The 22,245-nt window shown below is 41.0% G+C and carries 13 protein-coding genes; 1 reads left to right on the forward strand and 12 read right to left on the reverse strand.

Annotation, left to right across the window (positions count from 1 at the left end):
- Positions 1–17: 17 nt before the first annotated feature.
- The 8 genes from HFE01_RS09585 to HFE01_RS09620 form a co-directional block, all read right to left on the reverse strand.
- Positions 18–941, reverse strand: coding sequence for an NAD-dependent epimerase/dehydratase family protein (locus HFE01_RS09585; RefSeq protein WP_107733874.1), 924 nt, complete (start codon positions 939–941; stop codon positions 18–20).
- Positions 938–4,207 (reverse strand): glycosyltransferase, encoded by a 3,270-nt coding sequence (locus HFE01_RS09590; protein WP_107733873.1) that lies wholly within the window; start codon positions 4,205–4,207, stop codon positions 938–940. The genes HFE01_RS09585 and HFE01_RS09590 overlap by 4 nt, the downstream gene beginning before the upstream one ends.
- 36 nt (positions 4,208–4,243) lie before the next feature.
- Positions 4,244–5,965 (reverse strand): glycosyltransferase family 2 protein, encoded by a 1,722-nt coding sequence (locus HFE01_RS09595; RefSeq protein WP_167437839.1) that lies wholly within the window; start codon positions 5,963–5,965, stop codon positions 4,244–4,246.
- 9 nt (positions 5,966–5,974) lie between these two features.
- Entirely contained in the window at positions 5,975–6,613 is a 639-nt protein-coding gene (locus tag HFE01_RS09600; RefSeq protein WP_107733871.1) for a hypothetical protein, read from the reverse strand.
- Between the two features lie 42 nt (positions 6,614–6,655).
- Entirely contained in the window at positions 6,656–7,870 is a 1,215-nt protein-coding gene (locus HFE01_RS09605; protein ID WP_107733870.1) for an ABC transporter ATP-binding protein, read from the reverse strand.
- Between the two features lie 15 nt (positions 7,871–7,885).
- The gene (locus HFE01_RS09610; RefSeq protein ID WP_167437840.1) at positions 7,886–8,686 is read right to left on the reverse strand and encodes an ABC transporter permease; all 801 of its coding nucleotides are present in this window, start codon (positions 8,684–8,686) and stop codon (positions 7,886–7,888) included.
- Between the two features lie 28 nt (positions 8,687–8,714).
- Positions 8,715–10,886, reverse strand: coding sequence for a DUF3329 domain-containing protein (locus HFE01_RS09615; protein WP_167437841.1), 2,172 nt, complete (start codon positions 10,884–10,886; stop codon positions 8,715–8,717).
- A gap of 454 nt (positions 10,887–11,340) precedes the next feature.
- Entirely contained in the window at positions 11,341–12,186 is an 846-nt protein-coding gene (locus HFE01_RS09620; protein WP_167437842.1) for a glycosyltransferase family 2 protein, read from the reverse strand.
- Positions 12,187–12,903: 717 nt separating this feature from the next.
- On the opposite strand from HFE01_RS09620, the gene HFE01_RS09625 reads away from it, so the two are divergent.
- Complete coding sequence (locus HFE01_RS09625; protein WP_167437843.1) at positions 12,904–15,360, forward strand: O-antigen ligase family protein; 2,457 nt, start codon at positions 12,904–12,906, stop codon at positions 15,358–15,360.
- Positions 15,361–15,448: 88 nt separating this feature from the next.
- Here HFE01_RS09625 and galU read toward each other — a convergent pair whose 3' ends face one another.
- The 4 genes from galU to HFE01_RS09645 all read right to left on the reverse strand — a co-directional run bounded on the left by galU (position 15,449) and on the right by HFE01_RS09645 (position 22,202).
- Positions 15,449–16,330, reverse strand: coding sequence for a UTP--glucose-1-phosphate uridylyltransferase GalU (galU, locus tag HFE01_RS09630; RefSeq protein ID WP_117290394.1), 882 nt, complete (start codon positions 16,328–16,330; stop codon positions 15,449–15,451).
- Between the two features lie 200 nt (positions 16,331–16,530).
- Positions 16,531–19,041, reverse strand: coding sequence for a U32 family peptidase (locus HFE01_RS09635; protein ID WP_181323664.1), 2,511 nt, complete (start codon positions 19,039–19,041; stop codon positions 16,531–16,533).
- 432 nt (positions 19,042–19,473) lie between these two features.
- The gene (locus tag HFE01_RS09640) at positions 19,474–19,914 is read right to left on the reverse strand and encodes a GNAT family N-acetyltransferase (protein WP_045244617.1); all 441 of its coding nucleotides are present in this window, start codon (positions 19,912–19,914) and stop codon (positions 19,474–19,476) included.
- A 374-nt stretch (positions 19,915–20,288) separates the two neighbouring features.
- Positions 20,289–22,202, reverse strand: a complete 1,914-nt coding sequence (locus HFE01_RS09645) for a stalk domain-containing protein (protein WP_167437844.1) — start codon at positions 22,200–22,202, stop codon at positions 20,289–20,291.
- Positions 22,203–22,245 lie beyond the last annotated feature (43 nt).

Below are 22,245 nucleotides of genomic sequence, written 5' to 3' on the forward strand. Positions count from 1 at the left end.
TCTATTAGTTATATCGTTTATTTAACAGAAATATTCTGATAGTAGTTGATTGTCTCTTTCAAGCCTTGATATAAAGTGAATTGACTTGTCCAGCCAAGGATGAGCTGCGCCTGTTGATTGCTTAATGAGCTGTATTTAATATCGCCTATACGCTCCTGCATATAATAAGCGGAAACATCGATTCCCAGTATATTACGCATCATTTCAAACAATTCTTTCACCGAAATTTCTGTTTGTGTGCTGATATTAGTAATGCAATTTTCCCCTTTGGTAAGAGCCGCAATATTGGCGTTAACGATATCTTTGACATAAATGAAATCACGAGTTTGAGCACCATCACCGTGAATTTGAATCTCCTTGCCAGCAAGAAGGTTATCCAGGAAAATTGAGATCACACCGCCTTCTCCTTTAGGATCCTGCCGTTCGCCGTAAGCATTGCTGTAACGCAAAATCGTATATTTAAGACCATGAAGATTGGAGTACAACTGAATATAAAATTCAGGTGTTAACTTGGACAGTCCATAGGGTGACAGCGGAGAAAGCTTGGCACTCTCCTTTACAGGAAGTTCTTCTGGATAGCCATACACTGCTGCTGAAGAAGCATAGATAATTTTTTGTACTCCGGTTTTATAGCAACAATCCAAGATATTAATCGTCCCGCTAATATTGATCGATGCGTCCTGTGAAGGATCAGCAACCGAATGCGACACACTAATCTGGGCAGCATGATGTATTAGAATCTGCGGCTTGAAGTTCTCAAACACTTCCAATAACTCTTCACTGCGAATATCCACATTATAAAAAATAGCCGAAGGATTAATATTTTCTTGCTTTCCAGTGGACAAATTATCAACAATGCATACTTCATGTTGTTCAGCAATCAATCTGTCAACAATATGAGAAGCGATAAATCCAGCTCCTCCGGTTACTAATATTCTCATACCTCTACCTTTCCAGTACTAAGATTTTTGTAATACAGTTCTTCCAATGTGTCAATGCTCGGCTCCCATCTCCATTCTTCTGCTGTCTTTCTACCATTCGCAGTCAGACGCTGTCTAAGCTCAGTATCTTCGATAAGCTTTTTAACAGCTTGCTTTGCGCCTTCAACATCCCCGATCTCCACGACCAGTGCGTTATAATTATCGACAATATACTCATCATAACCAGTTACATCTGCAACTACGCAAGTTCCTCCACAAGCCATCATTTCTAGAGGCGGACCAAAAAATCCTTCGACCCTACTCAGTTTAACGAGGATATCACAGCTGGAATAGATTTGATTCATCTGGCCCATTGGCACCTTTTCAAAGAATACATCGCATTTCCATTCTTTTTTCGGTTTCCCCGCTGAACTTACACACCACACTTCACAATCCAGATCATTAATAGCATTAAAGGCATCTTCCATCCCTTTAAATGGAATATCGATCGGTCCTTCAAGCAGTACCCTTACTTTATCGCCTTTTTTGGTAATTGGATCTGTTTGGAAAATAATATTCTCATCCAATCCATTAGGAACATAGGTAGAGTCGTGACCAAACTTTTCTTTCAACCATTTTTGAATCCATTTTGCTTCCGTCATATATTCATAATCGAATTTATATGAATCCCATGCCTTTTGACTTTCAAAAGACCCTGCAGGATAAAAGCGGCTCTCATCGGATTGAACAAAATATACTTTTCTCTTTGCAGGAATATCAGCAATGGTATAAGCAGTGCTCCAACCTGTTGCAACAAGAATATCCAAATTAGTCGGTGCTTCATCAATACCGATTATCTCAACTTTTTGGTTCGGAAACCAGTTGATCTCTCGATGAATATCCTCAGTAATAAGCAGCACATCATATCCACGATTTAACAAACGGTTTGCGTGCTGACACACTACTGCGATACCACCTGATATGCCGCATCCTGGAATAAGATAGGCAATCTTAGGCTTCATTACTACAATGTTTTTGTGCTCCTCCAGCATCAGATCAAACCAGTGATTATCGTCGTCTTTAAACGAAAGTTCCAGGTTGTTGCCATGTAATCTAAGATTAGTTAACATCAAAGGTATTGATTTGAACTTATATCCTTTATACGCCATTCTGAGCCATAATTCGTGGTCCTCGCGATAGCGCATATTTGTTTTTAGTCCACCTACGGCTCTGACAGCATCCAACCGCAACATTACGGTACTTTGGCAAGGGACACACATTTTGAGCAATTCATCATATCCGCAATCTGGACTTAATACTTCCTGCCCATTCTTAATATCAATCATGCGTGATCCGTCCACAAGAGCTCGCCAGCCTCCATAAACAACATCCGCTTTAAATTCATTAATATAATTCAACGAAATTTCCAGGCGATTTGGTTCTGCAATATCATCACTATCTTGAAAAGCCAGAAATTCTCCGCGCGCCTCACGAATGGCTTTGTTTCGTCCACGTACCGCGTTACCACTGTTGTTATAATATTTAAAAATGCGAACTTTCTCATGATCTTTATACTCATCTACGATTTTTAGCGTTTCATCCGGAGAACCATCGCAAACGATGATCAGTTCAAAGTTTTGATACGTTTGATTCAAAATCGAATCTATACTTTGTCGCAACACATCTGTTCGGTCATATACAGGAATGACTACACTGATGCGAGGAATATCTCCATTCACTTGTTGTTCCGCATATTTTTTCACAGGAATAGGGGCGGGAAGGGAATGATTCCGATTAGCCAGTTTCTTGATCGCCAATTTTGGATTAGCTATGCCTTTTTTGACCCATCTTCTATATTTTTTGACTTTGGCAATCAATTTCCAGGAGCGAGAACTATAAATACTTTCCAGTTCCTTATCTTTTTCCCTTGTGAGTTCGAGCAAGTATCTTGTATTGTTTTCTTTTTGATCCAGTTGGTTAAGAAATCTTTCTCTTTCAAATTCCAGCTGATTAAGAACCCCTTCTTTTTCAAATTCCAGATCTTGAATTTGAATGTCTTTACTGGTTGCCATCTGCGTCAAAGTAACAATTTCGCGATTCAAAGTTGCTTCCGTCTTTTCCAGTTCAGATTTTAATTGTGCCTGCTGCTTCACTGCTTCATCTCGATCTTGCATAAGTTTTGCTTGCTCAGCTTGCATCTCTGTCAGGCTTTCACTCAATCTGACTTCATTGGCCTCATTGACTTTTTTAACTTCCAGCAAATATTTTAAGTTCTTCTCTTTTTGTACAATCTCTTTTCCAGCAAAAGAATATCCTTCTATGAGATACTCCATAATTTGCGGATCGATCGTAACGATACTATCTCTTTTTTGCTCGCCAAGCTTGTATAGCTCAAAATACTGTTCCGCAATCGTTCTAATGTCATGGAATTGAACAGCAAGTTCCAAATTGGCTTCAATAATCTCACGCGTATAGAATTTTTGAATTAATTCAATAATTTGATCGGCATTGTACTTTTCACTGTTTTTCCTTCCAGAAAAATTCTTCTGACGGAATTCATAATAAGTATCGGGTGTTACAATACCATCGCCGCCATTATAATCAAATACAAGCGGAAGTCTTCCACAACTCATGGCTTCCAGTATGCCTCGTCCCAATGAAACAACCACATCGGCATTCAAAATTTCCTCTTCTACTTCCCACACATTGTTGTGCGATTGCCCAACAATGTTAAGCTTCATGCTTGCTTTGTTGGCTACTTCTTCCAAAACCTCTTTAACATATGAAGTATAACGGTTAGACAATAACAAAATGGTCTCGGGTTTTTCATGAGCCGGGGTCCTAGGATGAAACCGGGTTTGATCGATTCCATTACGGATAATGGATATTTGATCTTCATGAATGCTCCAGTTTTGAATCAAATGTTGTTGTACCTCTTCACTAACAGCTACATACTTGACAATTGAGGGAATAAAGACTGGCTTCTCTTGCCATGGAATAATGCCATGCGATGTGAATACCATAGGTACAGAAGGATATTTATAATAAACGGAGATTGCTTCTGCACGATGCTGGGCATGTATAATGTCAACATCATCAGGCAAAGAAGCGATTTCGTCTGTGACAAGTACACCGATCTCGGTATATTTGTCTGCTAACTGACCAATTCGAGTGGAATAAAGAAAGATTTCATGGTTTTGTCGCAAAAATTCTTTGACGAGACTATAAGTAAAGGTTTCCGTCCCCCCACTGTATTGTAAATCATGAAGAGTAAATAAAATTCTCATTTGACCAGGCGCTCCTATCAAAATAAAAGATTATATTCAAAGTCCTTCAGGTTTATATAAAAAATCAAGTGGATAATAATGATCCCTATCTTGCAAATAATCTTTATATTTCTCTAGCATAACTTCCCGTTCATTTTTAGGCCATGAATAGGAATGGGATTGTCGAGTATATAAAAGCTCATGATTCACTAGCTTAACGTGACCAGAAAGAAAATTGACACGCAGGCAATAATCCACAATGGTCAAATCGGTAGTATAGGTTTCATCAAAATCCCCATAATATTTGTAGGCATCTTTTTTCAACAGGAACAATTCAGGGCTGATTGCCGTAATATTTTGTGCGATTTTAAGTCGACCGAAATAACCAAAAAAGCTAGAATTGATATTATGATATAGATTTATAATTCCTTTTTGGCTAACCGCAAGTCCATAACTGCTGATTTTATTTTTTTTGTTCAAAACTTTGGGAGCTATAACAGCTGACTCGGTTGAGACAGCTTCCGCTATTAAAATCTTGTACCAATTATCAGCCAAAGAGTGAATATCCGCATTTATAACGATGGCATGATCAGCATTACTTTTTTTTAACAAACCATTTAATGCTTCAGCAACATTTTTATCACTGCAGTCATACACTTTATAGTATGAAGACTGCTCGGCAATGCTGTATGCATCTTTATGAAATGGAGTAAAATTCATCATCACTACATCAAACGGTCGGTATTCGGAAGAGATATTAAGACTGGCATAGTACTCTTTTATAGACTGTGTACTTCCCCAATTGCCCAGGCAAAACAAAGCTGCTGTCTGTATCTCATTTAAAACTGGAGTTATATTAAAAGCGCCATGAAATGCGCCTTCATTCACTGTCAATGATTCGTTTCGGTTTGACACATAGTTCTGCAGGGCATTTTTTCCAGCCTGCAGGGCGTAAGACTTGGCTGAATAGCTGGCAGCTGTGGAATTCTCGCTAATTCGCCAATGATACAAAACCTTTGGGATATGATGGACACAGATTGCTCGTTCAGTCAATCTTAAAATAAAATCGTAGTCCTGGCTTCCATCGAATTGACTATTAAATAGTCCCGTGCTTTGAAGCAAGGAAGCTTTAAAAACCAAAAAATGACAGATATAGTTGTAGCTCAGCAATGTATCTGGAGACCAGTCTGGTTTTTTGTGGACACTGATATGTTTCCCTGTATTACCGATAATTTTATCTTCATCGGAATAAATGACGTCTGCACCGTGTCTGTTAATAGCGTCTACGCATTCATATAATGCGTCATGCGTCAACAAATCGTCATGATCAAGCAACCCAATATATTCTCCCGTTGCCAGTGCCAGTGCGCGATTTGTATTTTCAGAGATTCCATAATTAGTTTCCGAGCATGCATAGACTATTTTATCACTTTTGGATATAAAATGGTTTATTACTTTCTCGACATCGCCCTCTGTACTCCCGCCATTAAATAAGCACAATTCAAAATTGGAATAGGTCTGGTTCAGTACAGAGTCAACCATCTGCTTTAAAAACAGGGGGTTTGTATTGTAAACAGGGACGACAATACTGATTTTGGGTTGGATGTCGAATATTCTGTTTTTCTGCTCTTCAAGCTGCTGTTCAGCCAACGGCACAAAAGGAGGCTCTGAAAAAGAAAGTTGAAACCATTTTTCATGAGCCTTGTTGATAAAGCTTTTTATGCCTTTATCGCGAACCAGGTGAATTGCACGCATGATTACTCGGAACTTATTAATCATAATTGTCCCCTACTTATTTTTTATAAATCGCAATAATTCAAACAGAATAATATTCAAAAAACTAAAGAAAAGACCGTTAATTATAATATCCTTAATAGTAAATTGGTTCTGGTAAATAAGTTTGCCTACCAGACTGCCTTCCTGGTGCTGCCCCGCAAATGACAGATTTCCGTCCGCCAGGCTGGTGTTGTCCTTCCAGAGGGTTACTGCCTGGGAAGGATCACTTGTATTAGAGCTTATCCTCAAAATATACATCTTGCCTTTTGAATTCTCAACAGGATCGAAGGACAACTCGCTATAGGCATTATCTTTGGCCTGAATGTTATTGAATTTTGCCTGTCTTATTAATTGGTTTGTATCTGCTTCATATAGAGATAACAGCGTTTCACTGTCATTTTGCCTGTTAAATGTAGAAAAAAACAGTTCGACTTTAGCAAGACCATCCTGTTTGGCAGAAAAGGACTGTTCAATTACTTTAGCATTTGTAATCTCTCCAAAGTTTGCATTCAGATTTGTGCCCAGATTGATCGTCTTGAGTTTATACACCTCCGGGGCAAAAAGATTGCTATTTTTGATAGCAGATACTGAAGATACAAAAGCAAACGTGACGATTATTACAATAATAAAGCGCAACATCTTTCTAATCATCATACACCACCCAAACTCACCAAATTATTCCAACAATGTATATCACTCTAGTATCTCCCATTCATGCTTACATCTAAAATATCCTTCCCCAACAGGCAATCCGCGCAGATTTTTCTTGGGCAATACTCTAAATTCGGACACATAGTCATTACGATCATAAGGATACATAGCCATTTCATCAGAGATATGAACGGAAATGAAATATCGTCCATCTAAAAAGTCATTATTCTCCACTTTGATTTTAAATACGGAATAAGGCTGGTCTAATTTCACATCATCACGAACAGTATTAAACAGAGTGACAATGTCGCCTTTCTCATTATAAACGATCAATCCCACACCGTATTTCAAGCCGGATTCTCTGAAACCGAGTTCAATTGTGAATACAATATCCTCTCCGGTAACCACTACGTTTTTATTAATTTGAATTTTTTTTACAAAAATCTTATTTTTAGCTTTACCGGCAAGCTCATCGGTAAGTTCTTCTGCATCAGTGGCCATTACAATTTCTTTTGCTTCTTTTTGTTCGATAAAATATTTATATTTTTCGCAAATTTCATCTGCCGGTCCCTCTTCTCTCAGTATGCCCTTTTCAATCCAGACTGCATGACTGCAAAAGTTACGGATTGCGCTTAGGCTATGACTCACAAACAGAATGGTAGCTCCGCTTTGCACCATTTCCTTCATTTTCTCATAACACTTCTCCTGAAAAAACATATCCCCAACAGCCAGCGCCTCGTCCACAATCAATATATCCGGCTCAACATTGATGGCTACTGCAAAAGCTAATCTGGCAAACATACCGCTTGAATAAGTTTTTACGGGCTGGTAAACAAAATCCCCAATATCAGCAAAATCGAGAATTTGCTGCAACTTCTCATCAATTTCATCCTTGCTCAGATTCATCATAGTTCCATTTAAATAAATATTTTCAATGCCAGTAAGCTCCTGGTTAAACCCTGCACCCAGTTCCAAAAGCGCGGATATTTTACCATGAACGCTCACTGTACCACTCGTTGGATTCAATAGACCGGTAATAATTTTCAGAATGGTGGATTTACCGGAACCATTTGTACCGAGTATTCCTACAATTTCCTTTTTTCTAACTTGAAATGAGACATTGTCAAGAGCAGCGTAATCGTTATGATATTTTTTTTTCATCGGATGCAATGCTTCTTTAAGCCGGTCAGCTGGCTTGGCATATAACTTGTATATTTTGCTGACATTTTTTACATCAATTACAACTTCAGCACTCATCTTAACACTCCATCCTTATAAAACGTCAGCAAAATGAGGTTTTAATTTTTTGTAGAACAATGCTCCAACCAGAAAAACAATAAAGGAAACACACCAGAAGTACAGCGTCATCTCGGGCTTTTGCCAGAACCAGACCTCACTCACCAGCGAGTCCCTGTATCCTTCAACAATGTAATACATAGGGTTCAGTTTCAATAAAGTTAAATATTTGGCCGGAAACAAAGAGGGTTGCCACAAAATAGGTGACAGCCATATTCCAAATTGCAAGATGATAGCCACGATTTGATTCAAATCCCGAAAAAAAATGACGCATGAAGCCGTAATGTAAGACAAACCCAGCAATAAAAAGCACAGCGCAAAAAGATAATAAAAAAGTTGCAACATATAAATTGTGGGCTCATAACCATGCAAGAAATACACATACAATAAAAAAGCCATAAAAAATACGTGTACAAACAGTGCCGAAATAATTTTGATGCTTGGCAAAATGCTGACTTTAAACACAACTTTTTTTACCAGATAACTGTATTCAATTAAGCTGTTGGTCGAGTTGCCAAGGGCTTCAGAAAAAAAGAACCATGGAATAAGACCACACATCAGCCATAAAATATATGGGATATTGTTAAGCGGAACTACACGGAATCCTATTTCGAAAATGAACCAATATACAATAATAGTCATCAAAGGCTGGACAAAAGCCCACAAAATCCCAAGTTGAGAACTGGCATATTTAGCCCAAAAATCATTTTTAGCCAGTTTTAAAATAAGGCCTTTGGAATTATAAAATTCTTTAAAAAGAGTTAGAATCTTTATCACTTCTTTCGCATGATATCATCCAATTATCTTATAGTTGGACATTATATAATGTAAGAACCTTGCCAATATTGCCTTTTTCATTATAAAGACCAATATCTATTTTTTTGAAGGACCTTATTCGGGATTTAGCTGTGTGAGTCCAAAATCCATCTTGTGTTGCAGCGCCCAATTCAAAGTCCCAATTGGCGTAACCGAACTTAACACGCTCTGCAGGCAAATTATTGATCTCTGAATCTGCAGGATATGCGTGTATAAACAGATACATTCCATGCAGCATTTGATAGTCTGAAATCGCAAGGCGTGTTATTACCTGAAGTTCCTCAGGACTGAATTGATTAAGTTTGAACTCATCCATCGTAATATTGTCACTCAACTTAAATGGTTCTTTCATTAAAGCCTTGCCGCTTGTTTTGATATCATGGCTCGGCTCAATTTTTCCTGCAAGCTCTTCTTTGTTTAAACCAAGCACGTTTCCTTTGCGCCCGTCAGCGACTGAATAAAATCCCATTTCTACATTTTGATAATTCCCAAGATTCCCATTAATCTCACGAACGAAAAATGTGGTTCCATTAATTTTTTTTGCTACAGGTGCCATATCCCAATTATCATATCCAAACTTTTGGCGATCCTCCTGCAGCAGCGAAATATCATTATTTAAAGGAAAAGCATTAATAAAAAATCTTAAGTTGCTCATATCATTAACATTAGTATCGTTTCTAAAAATGAACAATAAGTATTCTTTATTATCCCCTTTAATCAGCTTGATGTCATTAATGGTTATGCTTTTGTAAAAATAAAAGTTTTTGTGGTCAAGAATGGACGGTAAGCCATAAAGAGTATCCTTGTTTTCCAAAGCATCCAACACGGCCTGATCCTCGGCAATTACGCTGCTTAAACCGTAATACTTATTGAAATAGTACGCAAATTGCTGATCCTCAATATCTCTGACAAATACGTATCTATTGCCATCTGTAAACAGCGGTAGAATAATGTCGTAATTGTTTTTGTTTTTGTTTTCGTTCACGGTCGCAATTCGAGCTGTATTCTCCCGATTTAATTGCACATAGCCTTTGAAAGCCGAAAACATGGATATTAGCATCACTACCGTAAAAACAACAACTATCGCCGCTTGTACTCTTGAGAATTTCAATTCAATATTCAGGTTTTCGATTAAAAACAAGCAAGCCACGATTAAAAAGGCCGCTCCCCCATAAGAGGCTCTGATAGGGAAAATAGGGGAAGCAATCATAATAAAAAAGCTCATAAAGCCAGCAAACATAAAAAGGATCGCAAAATAGACATTTTCCTTTTTCAATTTCCAAGCTTTGAAATAGATCAGTGCAAAAATGTTAATAACAAGCAGAATAGCCAGAACAAGCAGCAAATACTTTTGCTCGATCAATGCCCCTTCAAGATTATGCGCATAATCTTTCAATCTCTGCAGTAATGGTGCATGATAATTGATCGCTTCAGATCGTTTATTATTGCCCGGAGCAACAATCATAGTTGCAAATCCGAGAAAAACGCCTATACCGCCTGTATAGAACCAATTGGGTAATTTTTTTGACTTGATCCATTTTAAATACACATATAAAATTGCCACCAGCATACATGCAATTGAACCAGTATTTTCATTAGTCATACCGGCCAAAAAACCAAGCAAGGCCATACACACACCAATCAGATAATTATCTTTCAGCATTGGCTTTTCTACGGCCAGATAGCGGTAAGGGAATAAAAAAAGCATAATAAATACAGTAGTCCATAAGTAGTTGACAGAGCCAATTAACCAGATTGAAGTTTCCCCGAAGTTTGGCAGACCGAACCAGCACAAAATTACTACCGCAAGCAAAGATCCAACATCTTGTACACGGTTCATCATTCTTAAACGCACAAAACACAAAATTGTTCCAATCAGCAACACCATCATGATGGCATTCATGATATTAAAGATGGGTTTTCCCAGTAGCAAAAAAAGCTGGCCGAAAAAATGTGCAACTAACCGACCACCCCAGGTAAAATAATGTACATGCAAGGATTGGAAGATATCCAATAAACTCGTTACTTTGGTATCTGTTGCGAAAATAAAGCTATACGCAAAATCATCCGCAAACAACGGTTCCATCACATTTAATGCATAAAAATAAGCGAGTAACAAGATCCCAGTTATACCTGAGACCCAAACGTACTTTTTTGACATAATATTTATTTCACCCTTTAGATAAAAGTGTCTCACCTTAGACGACAAACATAATGGCATGCTCCTTCTAGGTCATTAACATCTGTATTTCAGGTCTGCCGATTAACCGAAATATTTAATTAAACGACATCTGCCCAAGGCAGATAGGATTATACAACTACATTAATGTCGATGCTAAAAATCGTTTCGTATGACTGAAGCTCTTCTGAAAGAGCATTCGCTCTAATAGTACTTCAACTTTAACCAAAAATCGCCCTTGTCTTGAAAATGTAGCTCTTTGCCGATTCGACTCATAATGCAATTCCGTATCATTCCTCAGTCAAGTTTCCCGCCGTTGCGTAAAAAGTCTCCTATTGTTTTATTCTCTTTCCTCTGTAGCAAAGTATTTCCCGATCCCTTATGGAAAACAGAAACCGTTTAAAAGACGATTTAGAACTCGTCCTGTACAATTAAATTATGGCTTAATATTAACTGCATTACTGAAAAGCTCATATCCCCATTTATACAAAGCACGATCAAAGTCTGACTTTTCATGAACCGCCTTTCCTTTTCTTTCAGTCCACTTTTTTCCATATGGCTCATATGGAAAATAATTAGCATAATAATCGCAAGTTTCTTCCCAATGCTGAATTGACAGAGATTTCCCATAATGTTGACAATAAAACATGGTAACTATACTACTGTCCTCAGTATATGAAGGCTCTCTCGAATCCAATCCAATATATTTAATACTCGCATTTGGTCTCCATAACATAACAATATCTCGTCTTTCAGGCCCGAAATATTTCCTGAAGTTGAGGAGTTTGCTCGTAGGTGCATAAGACTGCTGATCTTCCTTGGTTATATAGGCATCAAACAGTTGAATTTTAACTATATCAACGTTTTGAGAATCATCTGAGTTTATAAATTCTCTAATTTCTCCTATATACCGCTCATCAGCGTCGGCACAAAATATCCATTCAGGAGAATAACGCGAAGATAACCGAAGAAGATTATCACGATGTTCTGTTTCACTTTTTAACCGTTCCTCAGATGTTGTCTCCCAATGAAAGTTTCTAATTATTGCTATAACTTTCTTATGGTTTTTTAAAATTTCAAAAGTATTATCCGTACTGGCGTCATCATAACATATAATCCCATCAGCAAATTCACTCAAATGATCTAATGTATCTTGGAGAATTAGGGATTCATTTCTTATCCGCAACATTGCTAAGAGCTTGTAATTTTTAATTTTTTTGTAATCAAAATAGTATATTCTTTCCTTTTTCGAAATTTTATAAAACCAATTTAATAATTTCATGAATATTACTCCCCATCAATTCCATATTCAACTGAATATCGATTCTATTCCTTTTGTATCTATATAAAAATTGGCTGTACAATTTTTGCTAGTAATAAAACAAAGATAACTCATTAGATACAAATACGATCACAAAGCATTTCCTTCAACAAAGTTATTTTTCCTAAAACTCATCTTCACTTTGAAAACCCGCTCTTTTCCTAACAAAATTGATTCACAATGTAGATCCCTATTATTTCTTCGTCAAATTCCCCAACGTTACACGCATGCTGTCCTGGTTGACAGAGCCTTTCACACAATCTGTTCGGAAGCCATGAGGTCTAAAGCTCCTCTTCGATGAGCCTAAGCCTCTTCAGGTATTTTTTTCTGCAGTCAAGGAGCAACAGCGCTGGGCATAACTTTCCTGAAATCGTTTCGCTTGATAGATTTACCTGCTCTGCATTCCGACAAAGCTCTCGGCTTAGTCATGGCAGAATGTCTGCCACGCTACTTGACGAAGGCTCTGGCATGTTCCCCTACTGGTGTAGGCTTTCTAGCTCGCTGTGTTAGACTATGGTAAGATAAGTGTAGCTCATGTTGGATTTCTTTATGTGAATGTGTGTACACATAATTCAATTAAAATTCGCCTTGCACTGATAAAAACTATTAACTGTACAGTTGTAATAATTGTTATGTTAAAATACTAGCATTAACTTCAAAAAAAGGAGATTGTAAACCTTGTCGAATCCAGTATACGGGAAACAGGCCAAAACGTCGACCCGTGACGATAAAAGGCCGGCTATGTTTTGGGTGTTAATTGTTGGCATGATTCTGTTTTTAACTTGGTCTCCCTTCCAGGCTGCACTTTTCAATGGGCAAATGCTCGATTTTGAAAAGCCACTCTATTGGGCTTTGATCATCAGCACGATTCTATTAATTTTAGGAATCGTAACCTATTTTAAAAAATTCAAGTTAGAAGAGCAAAGGGATTGGCTGACTGTATTAGTATTATTGCTTCCCCTAACTTATGTGCTTTCACTGACTTCAGCAGCTTCACATTACCTGGCCATGAATATGGTTGTGGTACAGTGCATCTATGCCGCTCTGTTTATTATCTCAATCTATCTACTACAGGATCGCTTAGGCAATAAGATTATTCACAACCTGATTATGACTATTGCTTATATCATCGTAGGCTTTGGCTTCATTAACTGGTTCGGACAGTGGGTGCTTGCCGGCAAAATGGTAGGCTGGTTTACCCAATATGTGTATCAATATCGCTATACCAATGCAGTTATGACAGATACAAATGGTCTCCGGCTGACATCAGTGTTTCAATATGCGAATACATATGCGGCCTTTCTAATGGCTTTCCTATTCGCTGCCGTTTTCTGTCTGATGAAATCAAAACTATGGTATGGCAAGGCTATCCACGGCTTCATGTTGGTGCCTATTCTAGTCTCGCTATTCCTGACTTTGTCACGGGGCGGTCTGGTTATGCTACCTGTCGTGTTCGTGATTCTTTTGCTTTTCTTTAAACCAGCACGCCAAATTATATGGATTTTGCATTGCGCCATTGCTGGTGTAGCGTCAATATCTATCTTGGCGCCGATTACAAATATGGGATTACAACTCAATAAGACTTACAACGGCGGAGAGGCTGCCGAGGCTTGGGGATTACTTATTGGTGTCTCCCTGGCTGTAGCTGTCGTACTGTGGCTTGTTGAACGTTATTTGGCTCCAAAGCTGGAGAATGCTCTCAAAGGATGGACTTCACGCAAGTTATCCAATTTGTGGTTGCCTGTCGGGTCAGTTGTGGTGATTGGCTTGCTGGGTTTTCTGTTGATGGGAACTGGCCTGCGTAGCGTACTGCCGGAGAACGTACAGGTCCGGTTAGAAAACATCAATTTCCGCCAGCATAGTGTGCTGGAACGACTGGTATTCTATCAGGATGCTGCCAAATCGATTAAAGACCACCCGATTATCGGAAGCGGCGGTGGCGGTTGGGCAACTTTATACGAGAAATATCAAGATTATCCTTATACAAGCCGTCAGGCCCATAACTTTTTCATGCAGTATTTAGTTGAAGTAGGTATTATCGGTTTCGTAATTTTCATGTCATTCATCTTATATATTTTCTATAAATATATCCGCAACTATATTAGACAAAATGATGAAGAACGGGATTCTCACTTCCTATATCTCATTTTGGCACTTTCGATCTTACTTCATAGCTTGCTGGACTTTAATCTTAGTTACGTGTTCATGGGCATATTGGTATTTGTGAGTCTCGGTGGTATGGCCGCTGCTATGGACAGCAAGTCGCTTAAACGTCTGTCTATGAATGCTTCGGGATTCCGAATCATGTATAGTGCCATCATTGGCGTTCTAAGCATCGTAGTGCTTTTTTCAGGTCTTCGCTTCGTGCAATCAGCCAATGCTGCCACAACTGCCAAACAAATTATGGCGGTAAGCTCATCATTTGAGGAAATGCAAAGTGCCATTAATAAGGATCTTGAACTTCGTCCTACGCACCCGGATTCGGTTATAAGATTGGCTGCACTGTACAAGAGTGTGTATGATCAAACGAAAAAAGAGGAATTTTATAACGCTGCAATAGAGGTACTTAATACGGGCCTGAAGGCAGAACCGTATAATAAAATCATGTATAGCTCCAAAGTCAACCTTTTAAAAGCAAAAGGTGAAAATGAGCAGGCCTTCAGCATTTTGGAAAATAACATTTCCAACTTCAACTGGGACAATGACTGGTACAACATGTTGATTACTCAAGCCTACACTATTGGTAATAAGGCACGCGAGCAGAAGGACACCGCCAAGGAACAGAAGTATTTCCAAGCAGGTCTTACTGCTTATCAGAAGGTTCTGGATGGGGTAGCTCATCTTAAGACGGTTCCACCTGAAATCGAGTTGACACGTACTTTTGAAGTAACTCCAGGCATTGCGCTCAGTACGGGCAAAATTGAGTTCATGTCAGGTAAGCCTGCTGAGGCTGCAAGCATCCTCAAAAGCGGCTTGAAGGACGACCTGAGTGATGCTACAAATCGTGAGGTCGCTCGCTATTACATTGCTGCCCTACAACAGCAAGGCCAAAACGATGAAGCATTGTACGACAAGCTGATTAAGGCTGATCCGAAGGAGAAGGAGCAGATCGAACAGTTGAAAGCGGAGAAATAGTTAAGAAAAAAGAGACTATCAGATGATGTAACAACACCTGATAGTCTCTTTTTTATATTAAGGAAGCATATTGTGTTTAGCGAGATGTTTATTTTTGTTGGTCAATCTCTTCAATAACCTGTCTCATATAAGCCAGTACTTCATCCTTGATTTCGTTATGCTGTAGAGCATAATGAATGGTCGTTTCAATGAATCCCAGCTTCTCGCCAACATCGTGGCGATTGCCATCAAATTCATAAGCCAGAATAGGGTTCTTTTCTCCCAGCTTGGACAATGCGTCCGTCAGTTGAATTTCCCCGCCTACTCCTGCGGATTGCTGACCCAGGATATCGAAAATGTCAGGCGTCAAGATATAACGTCCCATGATCGCCAAGTTGGATTTGGCTTCTTCCTTCTTTGGCTTTTCCACTAATCGTTCCGCCTCAGAGATTTTGGAAGTAAGTGCATGGCCTTCCACAATTCCGTAACGATGCACCTCGTTCCAATCGACTTGCTTTACACCTACTACAGAACGCTGATACTCATCGAACACGTCAATCATCTGTTTGAGACAAGGATTCTCAGATTCAACGATGTCATCTCCTAAAAGTACGGCGAATGGTTCATCACCAATAAACTTACGTGCACACCAGATGGCATGCCCCAAGCCTTTAGGTTCCTTTTGACGAATATAGTGGATATCTGCCATCTCTGATGGTTTGCGTACTTCATTGAGCAGGTTCCATTTTTCCTTCGAAGTCAAATTATGCTCCAGCTCAAAGGAGTAGTCAAAATGATCCTCTATCGCCCTTTTGCCTTTACCAGTAACGATAATGATATCTTCTATACCAGATGCAACAGCTTCTTCAATGATATATTGAATGGTTGGTTTGTCTACAATGGGAAGCATCTCTTTAGGCATGGCTTTCGTCGCAGGAAGGAACCGGGTTCCTAGTCCCGCAGCAGGAATAATTGCTTTACGGATTTTCATAGGTTAAGACTCCTTTGTCTTCAATATAACGGTTAGGTATACTGTCTATGATTATAACAGGTAGATAGATAAATTTAATAGGTTAAAGAAGAAGACATCTTCCCTTAAAGAGAACATGTCTTCAATCTCTACTTACTATATGATTATATTATGTTTCTAAAATATATTTGGCTCCTGAACAAATATACAGTTATTCATATTTACTTCACCAGTTGCCCACGTGTAACCCCTAGCTGATTCGTCGCTTTCAGCGTCTTCCATACTTGTGTTCCGCTGATTTCACCGCGCAAAGCACGGTTATAGAGATCAATAACCTCATGAACTTGCTCTGGTGTCTCCTCCAAAAATTCCACGCGGTAACGGGACACGCCTAGTTCTAGGAAGTTAGACAGGTATTCCGCGCCTGATTGCTCAATCGCGTTGTACACCGTATTACGGCATCCTTCGTCCACACGAACCGGGTGAGACATCCCAATACGATCACGCAGGGATGCGCGATGATCCTCACATGGACGACCACAGTTGGTGTAGTCTGTGCCTTCACTCATAAAAGTACAATACACGCAGTGTTCGGTATGGAACATCGGCAAATGCTGCTGGATGACGATCTCCAGCTTGTCGGTACGTGTACGTCCCAGCATATCGACCATCTGTTGGATGTTCAAATCATATGACGGTGTCACCAGGTCGCAGCCGGAATCCAGGAACAGGTCAGCCGCTTTATGGTTGGCGATATTCAGCGAGAAGTCGCCAATCAATTGCGGATGATGTGCATCCGGGTTCTCCAAGCGGTGACGCATGTAAAAATACAATGCTCCCGGATTGCGTACCAGCACAGCATCCGGTTGCAGGCGCAGGATATTGTTGTGATATCCGTTTTCGCCTGGCATGTGAATACGCGGAGTCACCAGCGCAATTCGGCGCCCAGCGCCGTGCACAGCCTCTACAGCTGCCGGAAATTGCTTGATGAACTCGAAGTCGGCGTAGATGAACTCCACGCCGGCCTCAAGCGCAGCCTCTACCTGAGGGAGGCTGCGGCACAGCGCGGTCAGCTCTGCCTGACCGTGCGCCACAGACGATGCTGGAGCCGATGCATCGCCATACACCTCTACCGCCCGCTTCGTGTATACGGGCGGTTTGGGGCGCTCGCCCGCGAGCAGTTCCACCGCCTGACGGCGGATACTGTTCAGCTCGCGCATAGGTACGATGACGTCCCCATGCAGATGGACGTCCAACTCCTCCAGCTGGAACACTGTTCCGCCCAGTCGGCCGAACTGCTCTTCGAGCAGTTCGTGCGTCATCGGACGCTTCTGGGCGATTTCAAGCTCCAGCTCAGAGTCCACACGGACCGTTGTGCCTTTCTGCACGTCGGTCCACCATGTCGACAGCGGCTGTCCTGGGGAGCCGCTGACCCGCACATGTACCGGGAAGACACGGTACGGCTTTTCGGTTTCGTACGACTGGCGCAGACGCTTGTCCAGCGCCGGGTCGTTGGTCTTCCAAATACGGTCGCCCACGTGCACACGGCGCAGATCCACATCGTTGCGTCCCGCTACGATGTCAACGATCCATCCTTCTCCAGCTTCGCCTTCAATCTTCACGCCCTTGCGGCGGATATCGTATACACGTCCGCCTTCTTCTTTTTGCGTAGGATCTCCTGCATCAAATACAATACCATCGCCACGCTTGAGCGGTGCATCGATACGGCACACTACGCCATCACGAAGGATTTGCTCCACTCGACCCAAATACACACCCCGGCTTTTCGGGAACGTACCGTCCACCAGCTTTTTGTTATTCGTTCCTTCCAGAAAACCGTGCGTAAAGCCGCGTGAAAAGCTCTGCTGCAGCTCGCGGATATCTTCTTTGCTCGTCTTGGACGTATCGCCATCAAAATACTTGTCAATGGCTTTACGATATTTGCTAACCACATTCGCTACATATTCAGGCGTTTTCAGTCGCCCTTCGATTTTAAAGGAAACCACACCTGCATCGATCAGTTCTGGCATCAAATCAATGGCTGCCAAATCCTTAGGGGATAGCAGGTATGTCACATCGGCCATCGGCTTTTGCTCTCCATCCACCATCAGATCGTAAGGCAAACGGCATGCCTGTGCACATTCACCACGGTTTGCAGAGCGTCCGCCCCACATTTCTGAAGTCAGGCATTGGCCTGAATAAGATACGCACAAAGCTCCATGCACGAATACTTCCATCGGAAGTCTCGCTTGATCGCCAATTTTTTGAATTTGTTTTAGATTATTTTCACGACCCAGCACAACCCGTTCCATGTTGTACGGCTTTGTAAATTCTACAGCCTCCGGCGAGGTGATCGTCATTTGGGTAGAACCATGGATCGGGAAATCCGGTGAAATGTCGCGGATCATTTTCACCAAACCCATATCCTGAACAATTAGGGCATCGACTCCGGCATCAATACAGGCATCAACCAGCTCTTTAGCGTCCTCCAGCTCGTTTTCAAATACCAGTATATTGAATGTCAAAAAGCCCTTAACCCCGTAGCTATGCAAAAAGGCCATAATCTCGGGCAGTTCATCCATGCGAAAATTATTCGCCCGTGCTCGTGCGTTGAATTTTTCCACCCCAAAAAAGATCGCATCGGCTCCGTTTGCTACCGCCGCACGCATACAATCCCAGTCACCTGCTGGTGCCAGAAGCTCGACATCTTCTCTTCGTACTGCTGATTTCATTATTGCCCTCCCTATATGCTGAAAACGAATGACCCCTCATTGAATCTCGTTGTTTTCAGGGCAGCTATGCTGCTTACTTGGTCATCTCAAGAACGTTCCATCCACTCATTCCAAAGCTGGTTATGTTCAGTCAGGGGAATGGAAACTTACTAAGAATCATATTATTAAGTCCTATCTGTCTCTATCATCTTGTCCGATCATTCACACGCTGAACCATCGGTCCTCCGCATGAATCGCATCCAACTCAAAAAATCCGCATCACAAACATCTGCGGCAGAAATTATTCTTATCTTGTAACTAATCTAGTGTACCAGACTGCGCCCCAAGCTTCTATACTTTCCAAGCGATTCCTTTAAAAATATAATACTGAAATACAAAAACACCTCCAATCCCGGTCAGCGGTGCATTGGAGGTGCGTCATCATACCATTAACTAGGCAAAGCTATACTTCGCAAGCATTTCTCCCCAGGGTGATATTCCTTCCTCCCTGAAACCAGATTTTCTGTATAGCTTTCTAGCAAGTTCATTGTCTGGTTTATATCCAATCATGATCATATCAGTCCGATTACTGGCTTTCCTTATTTCGTCAATAACCAGCAACATTGCATGGTAACCATGGCCTTGGCCTTGAAATCTTTCGTCAATCATAAATCGGTAAATCCAGTAATTCCCGTCATCCGGGTCTAAACCAAACATCGTAAAACCAATCAATACGTCATTATTATAAATCGCTCTAGATAAAAACCCATCCAAAAACTGACATTCAGCAATTGAGTAAAGGTTAGATACCATAAACCTTTGTTGCTCAGGGCTCGGTTGAAGTTCAGCACATTCTTCCCAATTACTTTTGTCGACTGCCTTTAGCGTAATTATTTTCGGATTCCTCCTATATATCGCCTTCCATTTTTTATATTACCAAAGCTTACTGACCTTGCCGTAAGAAAAAGCTCAATGATGAAGCTTGGTGGTCGTATTATAGCAAAAAGGCGAAATAAGGCCTCGTAAAAGTATGCAGCCTTCGCACTTCCCTGCTTACTTCACTCTCTAAAAGATTAGGAATATTTGGCGGTGGCCAGCGAAGCGGGCCATTTGAATCCGAAGAAGCGCGAGCGTTCGCCTTTGACCTGGGATTCTTACTATTCAATCCTTACACAATCCAAGAATCCCGGATCAACAGCGATCGTAGGATCAAATGGCACGTGTAGCCTCTTCCCACTACAACTCACTGATCTTTTACCCACACCTTCTTACTTCACAAAACTAAACGAATTCAGCGTCGAATCCAGTGCGTTGGACTGTACACCCGTGTTGTTTGCATCGTTTAATGTCGTTGTTACGGTATATGTTTTACCGTTATGCTCCAGAACGATTTGGCGACCTGTATAGCCGATACCTTCGTCCACACGGTGGAATGTAAAGGACACTGCCGGCACACCGGCAAACGTTACATCCTTAACTTCCTCTACTTTGAGGTTTTTATAGTTCTTGGCTTGCTTATCATAGAAGTCCTTAAGCTGGGACACCGTTAATTCAAAGGATTGGTCGTTGTCGATTTTAATGGAAAAACGTCCTCCGGTAAATTGATACTCTATATCGCCCAATTCAAATTGATCACTAACCGCAGTCCAATACCGTGGGATATTTACTGTATATTCATATGCTTTAGAAGTCTTTTTGATCGTTTTCGTTTTGTCCGCCAGGTAGTCATCCTCTTCCAATTGTCCAAAGTTATTCGCTACTGTTTGAAAATCGATTTGAAGCGAAGAAATGAGCGCGTTGAACTGGTCATTTCCCTTGCTTACCTTTTCAGGCACTGCGTATTCAGCCAGGTAGCGATATCCATTTTGCTGAATTAGCACATTGTACTCCTTGACCCATTCATCCCCAAAATTATAGCGGTACTCCTGCACTAATCCCTGAACACCTGCAACCTCTAGCGGGTATGTCTTTTGTGCCTCGTATGCTGTGGACACAAATGAATCGCTCAGCCATTTTTGCAGTTGCTGACCCCAGTTTTCCAATTTTCCATCTGCTGGAGCAGAGGTGACTTTCATGTGGAAGCTTGATCCGTCATTGCTTTCATATTGCATCCGCTGGTCGTCCATTTTCCAGCCTGCAGGTATTTTGAGTGACATACCGTAGTCTTGATTCCCAGCCTCTCGTGTGCCTCCTACAACAGTGGACAAGTCTTTAATACTTTTATCCTGTGCATTAAAAGAGGTTTTAAAGGAGTTCAACAGTCCAGCATACTGGGCCAGATCTTTATAGTTCGTTGCTTTAGCATCGGAAAAATAAATTACATACAGTCGTCCGTTGTCATAGTACTGACGATTTTCCCACAGTACGCCGTCCCCATCCTTCGTAATAACACGAGCATAAGGCACTTTCGCTTTCGGGAAGGATTTTCGGTCCACTACAGTTTCTCCCGTTTCCTTGGCTGCCTGCACCAATTGTTGCAACAAATCGTCTGCATTCAGTGGAACCGGCTGTAATGCTGTGTGTACTTCCATGTAGTATGCACTGTTCTCGTCCATAAATGTGGAAATACTCTCATCTCCACCCCCCTGACCGATAACGAGTCCTGTTGGATAGTTCATGGACCAATCGTAGTAACTATTCCCGATCTGCGTCTTGCCCTCATCATTATCAATGTTCGGTGATTCTTCTGCTACCGTGCCCGCCTCTTCTTGGGCTTCCATCCGAATGATGATTCCTGCGCCATTCTTCTCCATCTTACCGCCCAGTCCTTCTGCTACTTGACGCAAAGGCACCATGAGGATTCCTGACGACATTTCCGGTGGAGCCGGAAGTGTCACCTTGTGTCCTCTCACCCAGGCTGTACGACTACCAATTGTCAGCGATACAACGTGAGTGCCGCTGGTGATCTTAACCACATTATCTTCAGCTAGGCGAATTTTGCTGTTAAATGCCTTTTTAAACACACCAGCCGGAACCATCAGTGCTCCACTTTTGGAATAGGGTTTCGTAATATTCGCATTTTGGCCGTTCACGATGGCTGTATTGCTGCCACTTTGCAGACGCAATTCCAATATGTTTTTATCTTGATCTGCTGCAACTGCTGGTAAAGCGGTAAGCAGAAGGGACAATGCGACAGCGCCGACCCCCAGCTTACGCATCATTTTTCTTTGCATATGCTTCACAGTAAATCTCCCTTTAGCTTTATTTTATAGATTGATGAGCCGT

The sequence above is a fragment of the Paenibacillus sp. EKM10P genome, assembly GCF_011800655.1.
GTDB lineage: Bacteria > Bacillota > Bacilli > Paenibacillales > Paenibacillaceae > Paenibacillus > Paenibacillus polymyxa.